Source organism: Pseudomonas sp. NY15364 (assembly GCF_048068235.1).
Lineage (GTDB): Bacteria > Pseudomonadota > Gammaproteobacteria > Pseudomonadales > Pseudomonadaceae > Aquipseudomonas > Aquipseudomonas mendocina_D.
The window spans coordinates 1-14,588 of record NZ_JBLUPX010000026.1 but is presented as its reverse complement, the minus strand read 5'-3'; the positions used below and the strand labels follow the sequence as shown (position 1 = coordinate 14,588).

Annotated in this window: 16 protein-coding genes; 6 read left to right on the top strand and 10 right to left on the bottom strand. The window is 62.0% G+C overall.

What is annotated here, in order from left to right; genetic code table 11:
• Nucleotides 1-85 precede the first annotated feature (85 nt).
• The 4 genes from infA to trxB form a co-directional block, all read right to left on the bottom strand.
• A complete protein-coding gene (infA, locus tag ACNFCJ_RS18810; protein WP_002553999.1) occupies nucleotides 86-304 on the bottom strand; it encodes a translation initiation factor IF-1 in 219 nt (72 codons plus the stop codon).
• A gap of 136 nt (nucleotides 305-440) precedes the next feature.
• A complete protein-coding gene (locus ACNFCJ_RS18805) occupies nucleotides 441-1,148 on the bottom strand; it encodes an arginyltransferase (RefSeq protein WP_416772996.1) in 708 nt (235 codons plus the stop codon).
• Between the two features lie 54 nt (nucleotides 1,149-1,202).
• Entirely contained in the window at nucleotides 1,203-1,883 is a 681-nt protein-coding gene (gene aat / locus ACNFCJ_RS18800; protein WP_416772994.1) for a leucyl/phenylalanyl-tRNA--protein transferase, read from the bottom strand.
• Nucleotides 1,884-1,939: 56 nt separating this feature from the next.
• The gene (gene trxB, locus ACNFCJ_RS18795; RefSeq protein ID WP_416772992.1) at nucleotides 1,940-2,890 is read right to left on the bottom strand and encodes a thioredoxin-disulfide reductase; all 951 of its coding nucleotides are present in this window, start codon (nucleotides 2,888-2,890) and stop codon (nucleotides 1,940-1,942) included.
• Nucleotides 2,891-3,084: 194 nt separating this feature from the next.
• Here trxB and ftsK point away from each other — a divergent pair, with 194 nt between their 5' ends.
• The 6 genes from ftsK (at nucleotide 3,085) to cysG (ending at nucleotide 10,842) form a co-directional block, all read left to right on the top strand.
• Nucleotides 3,085-5,493, top strand: a complete 2,409-nt coding sequence (gene ftsK / locus ACNFCJ_RS18790; RefSeq protein WP_416772991.1) for a DNA translocase FtsK — start codon at nucleotides 3,085-3,087, stop codon at nucleotides 5,491-5,493.
• 124 nt (nucleotides 5,494-5,617) lie between these two features.
• Entirely contained in the window at nucleotides 5,618-6,244 is a 627-nt protein-coding gene (gene lolA / locus ACNFCJ_RS18785) for an outer membrane lipoprotein chaperone LolA (protein WP_106732219.1), read from the top strand.
• A 3-nt stretch (nucleotides 6,245-6,247) separates the two neighbouring features.
• A complete protein-coding gene (locus ACNFCJ_RS18780; RefSeq protein ID WP_099523960.1) occupies nucleotides 6,248-7,570 on the top strand; it encodes a replication-associated recombination protein A in 1,323 nt (440 codons plus the stop codon).
• Nucleotides 7,570-7,950, top strand: a complete 381-nt coding sequence (gene crcB, locus ACNFCJ_RS18775) for a fluoride efflux transporter CrcB (protein ID WP_416772988.1) — start codon at nucleotides 7,570-7,572, stop codon at nucleotides 7,948-7,950. Before ACNFCJ_RS18780 ends, crcB begins: the two co-directional genes overlap by 1 nt.
• A 79-nt stretch (nucleotides 7,951-8,029) precedes the next feature.
• A complete protein-coding gene (gene serS / locus ACNFCJ_RS18770; RefSeq protein WP_416772987.1) occupies nucleotides 8,030-9,310 on the top strand; it encodes a serine--tRNA ligase in 1,281 nt (426 codons plus the stop codon).
• Nucleotides 9,311-9,453: 143 nt separating this feature from the next.
• The gene (gene cysG, locus ACNFCJ_RS18765; protein WP_416772985.1) at nucleotides 9,454-10,842 is read left to right on the top strand and encodes a siroheme synthase CysG; all 1,389 of its coding nucleotides are present in this window, start codon (nucleotides 9,454-9,456) and stop codon (nucleotides 10,840-10,842) included.
• A 54-nt stretch (nucleotides 10,843-10,896) separates the two neighbouring features.
• Here the strand turns inward: cysG and ACNFCJ_RS18760 are convergent, their stop codons facing one another.
• The 6 genes from ACNFCJ_RS18760 to tusD all read right to left on the bottom strand — a co-directional run bounded on the left by ACNFCJ_RS18760 (nucleotide 10,897) and on the right by tusD (nucleotide 14,344).
• The gene (locus ACNFCJ_RS18760; protein WP_416772984.1) at nucleotides 10,897-11,895 is read right to left on the bottom strand and encodes a glutathione S-transferase family protein; all 999 of its coding nucleotides are present in this window, start codon (nucleotides 11,893-11,895) and stop codon (nucleotides 10,897-10,899) included.
• A 73-nt stretch (nucleotides 11,896-11,968) separates the two neighbouring features.
• Nucleotides 11,969-12,964 (bottom strand): glycosyl transferase family protein, encoded by a 996-nt coding sequence (locus ACNFCJ_RS18755; protein ID WP_416772982.1) that lies wholly within the window; start codon nucleotides 12,962-12,964, stop codon nucleotides 11,969-11,971.
• Nucleotides 12,961-13,296 (bottom strand): TusE/DsrC/DsvC family sulfur relay protein, encoded by a 336-nt coding sequence (locus tag ACNFCJ_RS18750; protein ID WP_143503814.1) that lies wholly within the window; start codon nucleotides 13,294-13,296, stop codon nucleotides 12,961-12,963. Before ACNFCJ_RS18750 ends, ACNFCJ_RS18755 begins: the two co-directional genes overlap by 4 nt.
• On the bottom strand, nucleotides 13,293-13,592 hold the full coding sequence (gene tusB, locus ACNFCJ_RS18745; RefSeq protein ID WP_125879234.1) for a sulfurtransferase complex subunit TusB: 300 nt from the start codon (nucleotides 13,590-13,592) through the stop codon (nucleotides 13,293-13,295). The genes ACNFCJ_RS18750 and tusB overlap by 4 nt, the downstream gene beginning before the upstream one ends.
• Complete coding sequence (gene tusC / locus ACNFCJ_RS18740) at nucleotides 13,592-13,951, bottom strand: sulfurtransferase complex subunit TusC (RefSeq protein WP_179576634.1); 360 nt, start codon at nucleotides 13,949-13,951, stop codon at nucleotides 13,592-13,594. The genes tusB and tusC overlap by 1 nt, the downstream gene beginning before the upstream one ends.
• On the bottom strand, nucleotides 13,952-14,344 hold the full coding sequence (gene tusD, locus ACNFCJ_RS18735; protein ID WP_106732228.1) for a sulfurtransferase complex subunit TusD: 393 nt from the start codon (nucleotides 14,342-14,344) through the stop codon (nucleotides 13,952-13,954). It lies immediately after the preceding gene.
• Between the last annotated feature and the right edge of the window lie 244 nt (nucleotides 14,345-14,588).

Below are 14,588 nucleotides of genomic sequence, written 5' to 3'. Positions count from 1 at the left end.
TCACGCTCAGCGAAAGCCCTGGCGGCTTTTGCTGAGCCAGCGAAAACGCCCGGCATAAGCCGGGCGTTTTCGTTTGGTGCTTGGCTTAACGGGCGCGGTAGGTGATGCGACCTTTGCTCAAGTCATAAGGTGTCAGCTCAACACGCACCTTGTCACCAGTGAGAATGCGGATGTAGTTCTTGCGCATCTTGCCGGAGATGTGCGCGGTAACGACGTGCCCGTTTTCCAACTCCACGCGGAACATGGTGTTGGGCAGGGTGTCGACGACAGTGCCTTCCATTTCGAAGCTGTCTTCTTTCGACATGCAGTAAAGCCCTCGGTATCCAGGAAATGGCCCGGTGCAACTGGCGCCAGGCAAAAGCGGCGTGCATTGTGCCCGAAAACAGGGGGCTGCGCCAAGTGGCTTGGATTGTCGAGCGTTTGGATGGCTGGCAGAGCGGCTAGGTAAGCAGCGTCCAGCGCTGATTGACGAAAAGTTCGATGGGGCGATACTGGGTCTTGTAGTTCATCTTGCGGCAGTTCTTGATCCAGTAGCCGAGATAGACGGCCTCCAGCCCCAGACGCGAGGTTTCGCCGATTTGCCAGAGGATGGCGAATCGGCCAAGGCTGCGGCGCTCTTCAGACGGATCGTAGAAGGTGTAGACGGCCGACAGGCCATTCGGCAGAACGTCGGTGACAGCGATGGCGACCAGCTTGTCTTGCAGGCGGAACTCATAGAAGCGCGAAAAAGGCAGATCGCGAATCAGAAAGGTCGAGAACTGCTCGCGGCTCGGCGGGTACATGTCGCCGTCGGCGTGGCGCTGCTCGATGTAGCGTACATAGAGCGCGTAATACTCTTCAGTGAATACCGGGCGCACGCAGCGAACGACGATGTCCTGATTGCGCTTGATGATGCGCCGCTGCTGGCGATTTGCCGTAAAGCGCGTGGCCGGGATGCGTGCCGGGATGCAGGCTGTGCACTGCTGGCAGTGGGGCCGATAGAGGTGGTCACCGCTGCGACGAAAACCCAGTTCCGACAGCTCGGCATAGACCTGCACGTCCATGGGCTGGCTGGGGTCGAGAAACAGGGTGGTGGCCTGTTCTTCCGGCAGATAGCTGCATGGATGAGGTTGAGTGGCATAGAACTTCAGGCGGGCCAGCTCGGTCATGGCGTCGTCTCGCAAAAGCCTGACTAAGAGTGTACGCCAGGCTTGGCCGCTCGACTAGGCGAGCCAGTCCGCTGTGGCTGGCAGATCGAGGTGGTGCTGCAGGTACTCGGCGAATGTCGCACGCGGTATGGCTCTTGCACCGAAGCTGTGCAGGTGCTGCGTGGGCATCTGGCAATCGATGAGCACGAAGCCCCATGCGCACAGCTTGCCGACGAGGGTAGCGAATCCGACCTTGGAAGCGTTGTCGGCACGGCTGAACATGGATTCGCCGAAGAACAGTTGGCCCATAGCCAGGCCGTATAGCCCGCCGACCAGCTCGCCCTCGTTCCAGACTTCCACGGAATGGGCGATGCCGCGCTGGTGCAGTTGCAGGTAAGCGTCCTGCATGCCGCGAGTGATCCAGGTGCCATCGGCGTAGGCGCGTGGCTCGGCGCAAGCTTTTATCACGGCCGCAAAATCCTGGTCGAAGGTGACGCTGTAGCGATTTTGTCTCAGTAGCTTGGCCAGGCTGCGAGAAACGTGCAGCTCTTCGGGGAACAGTACCGTGCGTGGATCGGGTGACCACCAGAGGATCGGCTGGCCATCATCGAACCAGGGGAAGCAGCCGTGGCGGTAGGCGCTGATCAGTCGGTCGGCACTCAGGTCGCCGCCAGCGGCGAGCAGGCCATTGGGTTCGCGCATGGCTTTTGCCAGTGGCGGGAACTGCAGTGAGTCACGTTGCAGCCAGGTCAGCATGTGCGCTTGTCCAGCGGAGGAGGGGAGGGCGAGCGATGGTGCTCGCCCTTGTGCCATCAGTTGCCGTCGAGGAATTTCTCGACATCCAGTGCTGCCATGCAGCCTGCGCCGGCCGAGGTGATGGCCTGGCGGTAGACGTGATCGGCCACGTCGCCAGCGGCGAATACACCCTCGATGCTGGTGGCGGTGGCATTGCCTTCGCTGCCGCCTTTGATCTTCAGGTAGCCGTCATGCATGTCCAGCTGGCCGACGAACAGCTCGGTATTGGGCTTGTGGCCGATGGCGATGAACACGCCGGCCAGTGCCAGTTCTTTGCTGCTGCCATCGACGGTGCTTTTCAGGCGTACGCCGGTCACGCCAGTCTGGTCGCCCAGTACTTCGTCCAGGGTGTGGTTCCAGTGCAGGCGCATGTTGCCGTTCTCGACCTTGTCGAACAGCTTGTTCTGCAGGATCTTCTCCGAGCGCAGTTTGTCGCGGCGGTGCACCAGGTGCACTTCCTTGGCGATGTTGGACAGGTACAGCGCTTCTTCCACGGCGGTGTTGCCGCCGCCGATCACAGCAACCACCTGGTTGCGGTAGAAGAAACCGTCGCAGGTCGCGCAGGCGGAAACGCCCTTGCCGGCGAACGCTTCTTCGGATGGCAGGCCAAGGTACTGGGCGCTGGCGCCGGTGGCGATGATCAGGGCATCGCAGCTATAGGTGCCGCTGTCACCCTTGAGGACGAAGGGGCGGCTCTGCAACTCGGCGGTGTGGATGTGGTCGTAAACGATCTCGGTGTCGAAACGCTCGGCGTGCTTTTGCATGCGTTCCATCAGTGCCGGGCCGGTGAGGCCTTCGACGTCACCCGGCCAGTTGTCCACTTCGGTGGTGGTGGTGAGCTGACCGCCAGGCTGGATGCCGGTGATGACCACGGGCTTGAGGTTGGCGCGCGCGGCATAAACGGCGGCGCTGTAACCGGCAGGGCCGGAACCCAGGATGATCAGGCGGGAATGCTTGACTTCGCTCATAAAAAAACCCCATAAGCCTTTGTCACAAAAGAGAATGCGTGCTCCAATTGAGCCGCATGGAAGCTGCTGGCGGCTATGCTACACCGAAGCGGGGTGGGTGCGGGAGCTTGGCAATTGGCCTGGGCGTCAGGCTGGCCCTACAATAGGCCGCTTCTGCGGTTAACCATCAGATGGACGCGCCAAGGGCGCAGGAAATGGCTGTTTTGAAGAATTCCACCACCCAGATTATCGACTGGCGTCAGAAGCTTCAGTATCGACTGAAGGAAGGCGCATTGATCGCCCTGGGCGCGATGTGCCTGTACCTGCTGATGGCACTGTTGACCTATAACGCCGCCGATCCGGCGTGGGACAACAGTGTGCAGGTCGAGCGCGTCATCAACGCCGGCGGCAGCATTGGCGCCTGGCTCTCCAGTGCACTGTTCGGCGCGCTGGGTTACTTCGCCTACATCTTCCCACTCCTGCTGGCAGCCAAGACCTGGCAGGTGTTCCGCACGCGCAATCAACCCTGGCACTGGAACGGCTGGCTGTTTTCCTGGCACAGCATCGGCCTGGTCTTCCTGATTCTTTCCGGCGCTGCGCTGGGCGACATTCATTTCGCAGCGGCCGCTGGCATGCAGGGCTCCGGTGGCGGCATGCTCGGCGCCAGCCTGGGTGATCTGGCCGTACATGCGCTGAACGTGCAGGGCAGCACGTTGATATTCCTGGCGTTGTTCCTGTTCGGTTTGACCGTTTTCACCGATCTGTCCTGGTTCCGCGTAATGGACCTGACCGGCAAGATCACCCTCGACCTGATCGAGCTGATTCATGGCGCCATCACTGGCTGGTGGAATGCCCGTAGCGAACGCAAGCAGATGAAGATTCAACTGCGCGAGCTGGACGAGCGGGTCACCGAGGTAGCTGCACCAGTGGTGTCGGACCGTCGCGAGCAAGCCAAGGTCAAGGAGCGCCTGCTCGAGCGCGAGGAGTCGCTGAGCAAGCACATGAGCGAGCGCGAAAAGCGCCCTGCGCCGGTTATCGCGCCGCCGCCCGTGGCCAAGGCGCCGGAACCGAGCAAGCGCGTGCAGAAGGAAAAGCAGGCACCGCTGTTCGTCGACAGCGCGGTGGAAGGCACCTTGCCGCCGATTTCCCTGCTCGATCCGGCGGAAGCCAAGAAGGTTGAGTATTCGCCTGAGTCGCTCAAGGGCGTCGGCCATCTGCTGGAAATCAAGCTCAAGGAGTTCGGCGTCGAGGTCGCGGTGGATTCGATCCATCCCGGCCCGGTGATCACCCGCTACGAAATCCAGCCGGCCGCCGGGGTCAAGGTCAGTCGTATCGCCAACCTGGCCAAGGATCTGGCGCGTTCGCTGGCCGTGACCAGCGTGCGGGTGGTGGAAGTCATTCCCGGCAAGACCACCGTCGGTATCGAGATTCCCAACGAGAATCGCCAGATCGTGCGTTTCTCCGAAGTGCTGTCGACCCCCGAATATGACGAGGCCAAGTCGCCGGTCACCCTTGCACTGGGGCACGACATCGGTGGCAAACCGGTGATCACCGATCTGGCCAAGATGCCGCACCTGCTGGTGGCTGGCACCACTGGTTCCGGTAAGTCGGTGGGTGTGAACGCGATGATTCTGTCGATTCTGTTCAAGTCCAGCCCGGAAGACGCCAAGCTGATCATGATCGACCCGAAAATGCTCGAGTTGTCGATCTACGAGGGCATTCCGCATCTGCTGTGCCCGGTGGTCACCGACATGAAAGAGGCGGCCAACGCCCTGCGCTGGAGCGTCGCCGAGATGGAGCGTCGCTACAAGCTGATGTCGAAGATGGGCGTGCGCAACCTGGCGGGCTTCAACCGCAAGGTCAAGGATGCCATCGAGGCGGGCGAGCCATTGGCTGACCCGCTGTTCCGTCGCGAAAGCATGGAAGACGAAGCGCCGCTGCTCAAACCCCTGCCGACCATCGTGGTGGTGGTCGACGAATTCGCCGACATGATGATGATCGTCGGCAAGAAGGTCGAAGAGCTGATCGCGCGTATCGCTCAGAAGGCACGTGCGGCCGGTATTCACCTGATTCTCGCCACCCAGCGCCCCTCGGTGGACGTGATCACTGGCCTGATCAAAGCCAACATCCCGACCCGTATGGCGTTCCAGGTCTCCAGCAAGATCGATTCGCGCACCATCATCGACCAGGGTGGCGCCGAGCAGTTGCTGGGGCACGGTGACATGCTCTACATGCCGCCCGGCACCAGCTTGCCCATTCGTGTTCACGGTGCCTTCGTCTCTGACGATGAAGTGCATCGCGTGGTCGAGGCCTGGAAGCTGCGTGGTGCGCCGGATTACAACGAAGACATCCTCGCCGGCGCCGAAGAAGGTGGCAGCGGCTTCGAGGGCAGCAGCGGTGGTGAAGGTGGCGAGGGCAGCGAGGAAGATCCGCTGTACGACGAAGCCGTCAACTTCGTTCTGGAAAGCCGCCGTGCGTCGATTTCCGCGGTGCAGCGCAAGCTGAAGATCGGCTACAACCGCGCTGCGCGAATGATCGAGGCGATGGAGATGGCCGGCGTGGTCAGCTCGATGAATACCAACGGATCACGCGAGGTGCTCGCGCCCGGTTCATCTCGTGACTGAGTGTTGCGTCTCGCGGACAAACCACTGAATTAGCGGTCTACAAGACTTCACGGTAGCCAAGCGCTGCCGAGCAATGCGAGGTGCGGAGTCGCCTCGCCATTCTCATAGGACTCAAGGGGTTTATATGCGTGTTATTCGCCTGCTGATGCTGGCTGCTCTGAGCTTTACCCTGCTGACTGCCCAGGCTGATGAAGAAGCGGCCACCAAGCGCCTGAGCGACCTGCTCAGCCAGGCGCAGACCATCAGTGCACGCTTTTCTCAGCTGACCCTCGACGCCAGCGGCACTCAGTTGCAGGAAACCGCCGGGGAAATGCTGCTCAAACGTCCGGGTATGTTCCGCTGGCACACCGACCAGCCGATGGAGCAACTGCTGGTGTCCAACGGTGAAAAAGTCTGGCTGTATGACCCGGATCTTGAGCAGGTCACCATTCAGACCCTCGATCAACGCCTGACTCACACCCCGGCACTGTTGCTGTCCGGTGATGTGTCGCAGATTCGCGAGAACTTCGAGATCGACTACAAGGAAGGCGGCAGCGTGGTCGACTTCATTCTCAAACCCAAGGCCAAGGACAGCCTGTTCGACAGCCTGCGCCTGTCGTTCCGCAATCGTGTGCTCAACGACATGCAGTTGATCGACAGCATCGGTCAGCGCACCAACATCCTGTTTCTCAATGTGAAGATGAACGAGCCGGTGGATAACGCCCAGTTCACCTTCGACATTCCGCAAGGCGTGGACGTCATCCAGGAGTAAGGTGTGGATCTGTTCGGCCGCCAACCTGTCGCGCAGCCCCTGGCTGCGCGTTTGCGTGCAACCAGCCTGGACGAATATGTCGGGCAGGAGCATGTGCTGGCGCCGGGCAAGCCGCTGCGTGAGGCGCTGGAGCAGGGCGCTTTGCACTCGATGATCTTCTGGGGGCCACCAGGGGTGGGCAAGACCACCCTGGCGCGGCTGCTGGCCAAGGTCACCGACGCCCATTTCGAGACCATCTCCGCGGTGCTGTCCGGGGTCAAGGAGATCCGCCAGGCCGTCGAGGTGGCTCAGCAGCATGCGGCGCAGTACGGCCGTCGTACCATCCTCTTCGTCGACGAAGTGCACCGCTTCAACAAGAGCCAGCAAGATGCGTTTCTGCCCTATGTGGAAGATGGCACGCTGATCTTCATCGGTGCCACCACCGAGAACCCCTCGTTCGAACTGAACAATGCGCTGCTGTCGCGTGCGCGCGTTTATGTGCTCAAGAGCCTCGACGAGGCGGCGATGCGCAAGCTGGTCAATCGTGCGCTGAGCGACCCCAAAGGCTTGGGTGATCGCCATCTCAGCCTGCCGGACGAGGCCTTTCAGATTCTTCTGGCCGCTGCCGATGGCGATGGCCGCCGCCTGCTCAACTTTCTCGAGAATGCTGCCGATCTGGCGGAAGACGACGGCGAAATCGGCGTCGAACTACTGCAGAACCTGCTGGGCGACAGTCGACGCCGCTTCGACAAAGGCGGCGAGGCCTTCTACGACCAGATTTCAGCGCTGCACAAGTCGGTACGTGGCTCCAGCCCGGACGGCGCGCTGTACTGGTACGCGCGTATGCTCGACGGCGGCTGCGACCCGCTGTACATCGCCCGTCGCGTGGTGCGCATGGCCAGTGAGGATATCGGCAACGCCGACCCGCGCGCGCTGACCCTGTGCCTCAATGCCTGGGATGTGCAGGAGCGCCTGGGCAGCCCGGAAGGCGAGCTGGCCGTGGCCCAGGCCATCGTTTATCTGGCCTGTGCGCCAAAAAGCAATGCGGTCTATACGGCTTTCAAGGCGGCCATGCGTGATGCCGCCGAGCAGGGTTCGCAGGAGGTGCCGCTGCACCTGCGCAATGCGCCTACTAAGCTGATGAAGCAACTCGGCTACGGCGATGAATACCGCTACGCCCATGACGAGCCCGATGCCTATGCAGCGGGCGAGGATTACTTCCCCGAAAATCTGCAGCCGCGTCAGTATTACGATCCGGTGCCACGTGGCCTGGAGTTGAAGATTCGCGACAAGCTACAACATCTGCGGAGTCAGGACGCCAATAGTCCGAGGCAGAGGAGAAAATGATGATTCGTGTAGCACTTGCCGTCGCTGTAGGGGGCGCGGCTGGTTCGGTCATGCGCTTTTTGGTTGCCAGTTGGGTAGCGGGCAACTGGCCCCGGCATTTCTACCTGGGCACCTTTGCGGTAAACGTCGTCGGCTGTCTGCTGATTGGTCTGCTGTCAGGCTTGTTCCTGACCCGTACCGATCTGCCGCTGGAGCTGCGTACAGGGCTGATTACTGGCGTTCTGGGTGGCTTCACCACTTTTTCGTCTTTCAGCCTGGAAATCATGAAACTGATGGAGGGCGGTCGCGCGCCCGAGGCCTTCGGTTACCTGGCATTCAGTATCATTGGCGGTCTGCTGGCCGCCTGGGTCGGTCTGAGCCTGGCTCGATTGGCATCCTGACCCGCTAAAGCTTTAAACTCGGCAACCCGCGTCACGCTGGTGGCCGCAACCTTTTTCGTCGATGTATTGAGACCTGAACATGCTCGATTCCAAACTTGTCCGCACGCAACTCACCGAAATCGCCGAGCGCCTCGCCACTCGTGGCTTCGCCCTTGACGTCGCCCGCTTCGAGGCCCTGGAGAGTCAGCGCAAGTCGGTGCAGGTACGCACCGAGCAACTGCAGGCCGAGCGCAACAGCCGTTCCAAGTCCATCGGCCAGGCCAAGGCGCGTGGCGAAGATATCGCGCCGCTGCTGGCGGAAGTCGACCAGATGGGCAGCGACCTGGAAGCCGGCAAGCGTGAGCTGGACGCTATCCAGAGCGAGCTGGACAACCTGCTGCTTAACATCCCCAACCTGCCGCACGAGTCCGTGCCGGTGGGCGCCGATGAAGACGGCAACGTCGAGGTGGCACGCTGGGGTACGCCGCGTAGCTTCGATTTCGAGATCAAGGATCACGTTGCCCTCGGCGAGCAGCACGGCTGGCTGGACTTCGAGACCGCTGCCAAGCTCTCCGGCGCGCGTTTCGCCTTGCTGCGCGGTCCCATCGCGCGCCTGCATCGCGCCCTGGCGCAGTTCATGATCAACCTGCATACCGGCGAGCACGGTTATGAAGAGGCTTACACGCCTTACCTGGTGCAGGCCCCGGCGCTGCAGGGCACCGGTCAGCTGCCGAAGTTCGAGGAAGACCTGTTCAAGATCGCCCGTGAAGACCAGGCTGATCTGTACCTGATCCCGACTGCCGAAGTGTCGCTGACCAATATCGTCGCGGGCGAAATTCTCGATGCCAAACAGTTGCCGCTGAAGTTCGTCGCCCACACACCGTGCTTCCGCAGCGAAGCGGGCGCCTCGGGCCGCGATACCCGTGGGATGATCCGCCAGCACCAGTTCGACAAGGTCGAGATGGTGCAGATCGTCGAACCGTCCAAGTCCTTCGAAGCGCTTGAAGGCATGACTGCCAACGCCGAGCGTGTGCTGCAACTGCTGGAGCTGCCGTATCGCAAGCTGGCCCTGTGTACCGGCGACATGGGCTTCTCTGCGGTGAAGACCTATGACCTGGAAGTGTGGGTGCCGAGCCAGGACAAGTACCGCGAGATTTCTTCCTGCTCCAACTGCGGCGACTTCCAGGCGCGCCGCATGCAGGCACGCTACCGCAACCCGGAAACCAACAAGCCGGAGCTGGTGCACACCCTCAATGGCTCCGGCCTGGCAGTCGGTCGCACCCTGGTGGCAGTGCTGGAGAACTACCAGCAGGCCGATGGCAGCATTCGTGTTCCCGAGGTGCTGAAGCCCTATATGGGCGGCATCGAAGCGATCGGCTGATAGGCCATCGCGACGCAAAAAACGGGGCGTTAGCAACTGCCCCGTTTCAATGGAGGTAGGGTGCGCCATGCGCACCAGGGCCTTACACCGTAGTTTGGTGCGCGCAGCGCCCCCTACGACCGACCTCTGATGAGGCTGATCTGATGCAATTCCTTCCGCTGTTCCACAAACTGCAGGATCGCCCGGTGCTGGTGATCGGCGGTGGTGAAGTTGCGCTGCGCAAGGCGCGTCTGTTGAGCGACGCCGGCGCTAGCCTGCGTGTGGTCGCCCCGGAGATCCGCAGTGAGTTGCAGGCGCTGGCCGGCGCTGACGGCATCTTCCTGCGCGGCTATGCGAGCAGTGATCTGCAGGGCGTTGCCCTGGTCATCGCCGCCACCGATGACGTGCCGCTCAACGCGCAGATTTCAGCCGACGCCCAGTCGTTAGGTATTCCCGTCAACGTGGTGGATGCGCCGGCGCTGTGCAGCGTAATCTTTCCCGCCATCGTCGATCGCTCGCCGCTGATCGTCGCGGTCAGCAGTGGCGGCGATGCGCCGGTGCTGGCGCGATTGATCCGCGCCAAGATCGAGACCTGGATTCCGGCCACCTACGGCCAGCTGGCCAACCTGGGTAAGCGTTTCCGTGAGCAGGTCAAGCAGCTGTTCCCCGACGTGCAACAGCGCCGCGTGTTCTGGGAGGACGTGTTTCAAGGGCAGATCGCCGAGAGCGTGTTTGCCGGCAAGCCGGAGGAGGCCGAGCGTCTGCTCGAGGCACGCGTGGCCGGTGCTGCGCCGCGCGCTTTGGGCGAGGTGTATCTGGTCGGCGCCGGGCCGGGCGATCCCGATCTCCTGACCTTCCGCGCCCTGCGCTTGATGCAGCAGGCAGACGTCGTGCTGTACGACCGCCTGGTGGCGCCCGCCATCATCGAGCTGTGCCGGCGTGATGCCGAGCGCATCTATGTCGGCAAGCGCCGCGCCGATCACGCGATGCCGCAGGAGCAGATCAACAAGTTGCTGATCGACCTGGCTCGTCAAGGCAAGCGCGTGCTGCGCCTGAAAGGCGGCGATCCGTTCATCTTCGGTCGTGGTGGTGAGGAGATCGAGCAGCTGGCTGCCGAGGACATTCCCTTCCAGGTCGTCCCGGGCATCACCGCGGCTTCAGGCTGTGCGGCCTATGCCGGCATCCCGCTGACCCATCGCGACCATGCGCAGTCAGTGCGTTTCGTTACCGGGCATCTCAAGGATGGCAGCAGCAACTTGCCGTGGCAGGACCTGGTCGCGCCGGGGCAAACCCTGGTGTTCTACATGGGCTTGGTCGGCTTGCCGGGTATCTGCGAACAACTGATTGCGCACGGCCGTTCAGGCGCCACGCCTGCGGCATTGGTGCAGCAGGGCACCACGCAGAATCAGCGAGTCTTCACTGGCACGCTGGAAACCCTGCCGGAGCTTGTCGCCGAACACGAAGTGCACGCCCCCACGCTGGTGATAGTCGGGGAGGTGGTCACCCTGCGTGACAAGCTGGCCTGGTTCGAAGGCGCTCAGAACAGCATCTGACGCCCAGCGACTGAAGCCTCGTTGTCGAGGCTTCAGTCACCAGCCATCGCGTTTCTAACGCTGGAACACTCCTTTGCCTGACAGGCGCTGGCGATCATGTGCGCGAGTGAAATCTTGCTGCGGCCCTTTGGGTATCACGCCAGTCGGGTTGATGGTGGCGTGGCTGGCGTAGTAATGCGACTTGATATGGGTGAAGTCCACCGTCTCGGCGATGCCTGGCCACTGGTACAGCTCGCGTAGCCAGTTGGACAGGTTCGGGTAGTCCTCGATGCGTCGCAGGTTGCACTTGAAATGCCCGTGATAGACAGCATCGAAGCGAATCAGCGTGGTGAACAGGCGAATGTCCGCCTCGGTCAGGTATTCGCCGGCCAGGTAGCGGTTTTCGCCCAGCAGTGCTTCCAGCTCGTCGAGCATGGCGAACAGTTCGTCGAAGGCCTCTTCGTAGGCTTCCTGCGTGGTGGCGAAGCCTGCCCGGTAAACGCCGTTGTTCACGGCCGGGTAGATGCGCTCGTTGAGTAGGTCAATGCGCTCACGTAGCGGTTCGGGGTAGAAGTCCAGGCCGTTGCCGGTCAGGCCGTCGAACGCGCTGTTGAACATGCGGATGATTTCAGCCGACTCGTTACTGACGATGCCGCCGGTCTGCTTGTCCCACAGCACGGGTACGGTAACGCGGCCGGTGTAATGACTGTCATCGGCGGTGTAGCGCTGATGCATGTAGCCCAGGTTGTCGAGGTGGTCACCGCTGGAGCCGAACTCGCGGTCGAAGGTCCAGCCCTGTTCGCGCATCAGCCAGCTCACCACGGAGACATCGATCAGCGATTCGAGGCCTTTGAGTTTGCGCAGGATCAGGGTGCGATGAGCCCAGGGGCAGGCCAGCGATACATAGAGGTGATAACGCCCGGCCTCGGCCTTGAAGCCGTCGCTGCCGCTCGGCCCTGCGCTACCGTCGGTGGTTACCCAGTTACGGCGTTGCGCGCTTTCGCGCTGGAAGCGGCCACTGTCGCCGGTGTCGTACCATTGGTCATGCCAGCGGCCGTCGATCAACAAGCCCATAACGTGTGCCTCCGTTTTGAATGAATCTGGAGTCTAACGTGATGAAGTCGATTGAAAGGTGGAAAAAGCTGGCTTAAGCAATCGATTGATTAGATTGAAAGCGTGCATCCCAGCGCTGCTGGGCCTGCAGGAATGCCGCTTCACGATCCAGGCCCAACCCGCGTAGTGCGACGGCCATGGTGGCGATAACCGCCAGTCGACCGTAAGCGTCATCGTGCTCGCCGCGCCAGAAAGCGCCCAGCACGGCCGGGTCGAGTCGCTCGGGTTTGACATGGCGCTGCGCTGACAGCGCCGGCCATTCTTCGTCCCAGTCTTCACCATCGAGCGTGCCATGCAGGTGGCAGGCACCGTCTGGATTGACCTCGATTTCGCCGCCTTCGCCCTTGATGACGATGGCGTGATCACCCAGCAGTCGACTGGCCTCGCGATGCACGGCCTGGTAGCCGGGATGGAAGATGCTCTGCAGCCCACAGCGGGCACCGAGCGGGTTGATCACTCGCGCCAGGGAATGGATAGGCGAGCGCAGGCCCAGGGTGTTGCGCAGATCGATCATGCGCTGGAGCGCCGGCATCCAGTCGCCCAGGTAGCTGTATGCCAGGTTGTGTTGGTCGAGCGCCGCCTCCACTGCTTGCCAGTCCTTGCAGCAGGGGATGCCCAGTTGTTCCAGCAGTTGTTCGGTATACATGCGCCCTGCGGTATGCGCACCACCGCCATGCATGAAGATGCGTACACCGCTGGCGGCCAGAGCTTTGGCTGCCAGCAGATACCACGGCAGATGACGTTTCTTGCCGGCATAGCTGGGCCAGTCCAGGTCGACCTGCATATTTGGGGCGGCGAGCCGTGGGCGAATGGCTTCGGTGAAGCCGGCGAGCTCTTCGGCGCTTTCTTCCTTGTGCCGCAGCAGCATCAGGAAGGCGCCGAGCTGGGTGTCCTCGATCTTGCCATCAAGCAGCAGGCCCATGGCTTCGCGGGCCTCATCGCGCGTCAGGCCGCGGGCGCCGCGCTTGCCCTTGCCGAGAATACGCACGAACTGGGCGAAGGGATGTTCGGCGGGGGTGATCAGGTTCATAGGCAATTGGTCGGTTTCGGCAGGCCAGCGAGCTTGGCGGCGAGTTTGGCGGGTGTGCCCTTGAACAGGCGATTGAGGTGCAGGCTGTTGCCTTTCTCCGTGCCGAGCTTCAGAGCAGCGTACTTGATCAGCGGACGGTTGGCGGGCGACAGCTGAAACTCCGCGTAGAAGGCACGCAGCAGGTCGAGAATTTCCCAGTGATCGTCACTCAGTTGCAACTCTTCCGCTGCGGCTAGCGCCTCGGCTACGGGGTGTGACCAATCCTGCAGGTCGATCAGGTAGCCGTCCTTGTCCAGGGCAATGTCACGTCCGCCGACGTTAAGCGTACTCATAGCCAGCTATTGACCTTGGCGTAGCGGGTGCACAGCTCGACGAATTCCGGATAGTCGACGGCCTGAGCGCGCTCGGGCGCCTGTAGCGCGCGGGCGGCCAGGTCTTCGTCCAGGGCGTAGAGCGAGACACTGGCAGGCATCAGCTGCAACGCTTGCAGATTGGTCGTGCCGGGCTGCAATGCATAGACCGCATCGCCGGTGAGCAGCAGGGCGTCGCCTGCGCCCAGCAAGCGCAGGCAACTGGCGAGGCGGCTATCGGTGAACGGCGAATGGGAGAGAATGTGCAGGGTGGCCATCAGAGGGTGATCACCTGATCGTAGCGGTCGAGAAGGGCGGTCAGCGCGCTGTCGTCGAGTCGCTGCACCGCCAGGTTCAGTTCGCGGTCGCCAAGGCCGCGCTCGCTCAGGCTGCGCTGGCTGGCGTACAGCGCCTCGACACCGAACATCGGCAGCGCCTGCAGGTTGGCGCCGAGGTCTTTCTGTTGCAGCTGGCCGGATTGCTGTCCAGCGCTGAGCTGAAACACGCCGTCATCGAGAAACAGCATGCCGATGGGCAGATCGAAGGCGCCGCCGGCCAGGGCGATATCCAGCGCCTCACGCGCACCAGGGCCGCTCCAGGGTGCCTGGCGGCTTATGATCAACAGCGACTTGCTCATTCACTGACCTCCGAAGCAGACCAGGCGGTCGGCCTGTTGCGCGGCCTCATGCAGCTGGCCCAGGCCGGACAGCTCCCACGGTGCTTCCAGGTTGGCAGCCGACCTGGCGTAGCGCTGCGCTTCTTCGGCGTTGAGTACACCACGGCGCAGGGCTGCGGCGATGCAGACCACCGCGTCAAGCCCGTTGGCGGTCACGAATTCGCGCCATTCCCTGGGCAGATCCAACTCGTCCTGTGGGCTGACCACGTTGCTGGCGGCGCTGTGCACACCGTCCTGATAGAAGAACAGGCGAACGATTTCGTGGCCGCCGGCCAATGTCGCCTGGGCGAAGCGCAATGCGCGACGCGACGCGGGCTGGTGGGGGGCGGCGAACAGGGCGATGGCAAACTTCATGGGGCGTCCGACGAGGCAAAACTGGGCCAATGATAAGGCCAGGGTGCCTGGCAAACAAAGAATCACGAAACAGACGCGCAAGAAAAAGCCCGCCGAACAGACTGTGTGAAAACCTAGCAGTCTGAGTGCAAGGTGAAGACAATGCCTCCATCAGTCGATGGGGGCATTGTCGTTTATGGGCTATATCCAAGGTGAAGATCGGCAACAAAGCAGCCTGTTTCCGCCGACATTGGAAGAGCTGGTT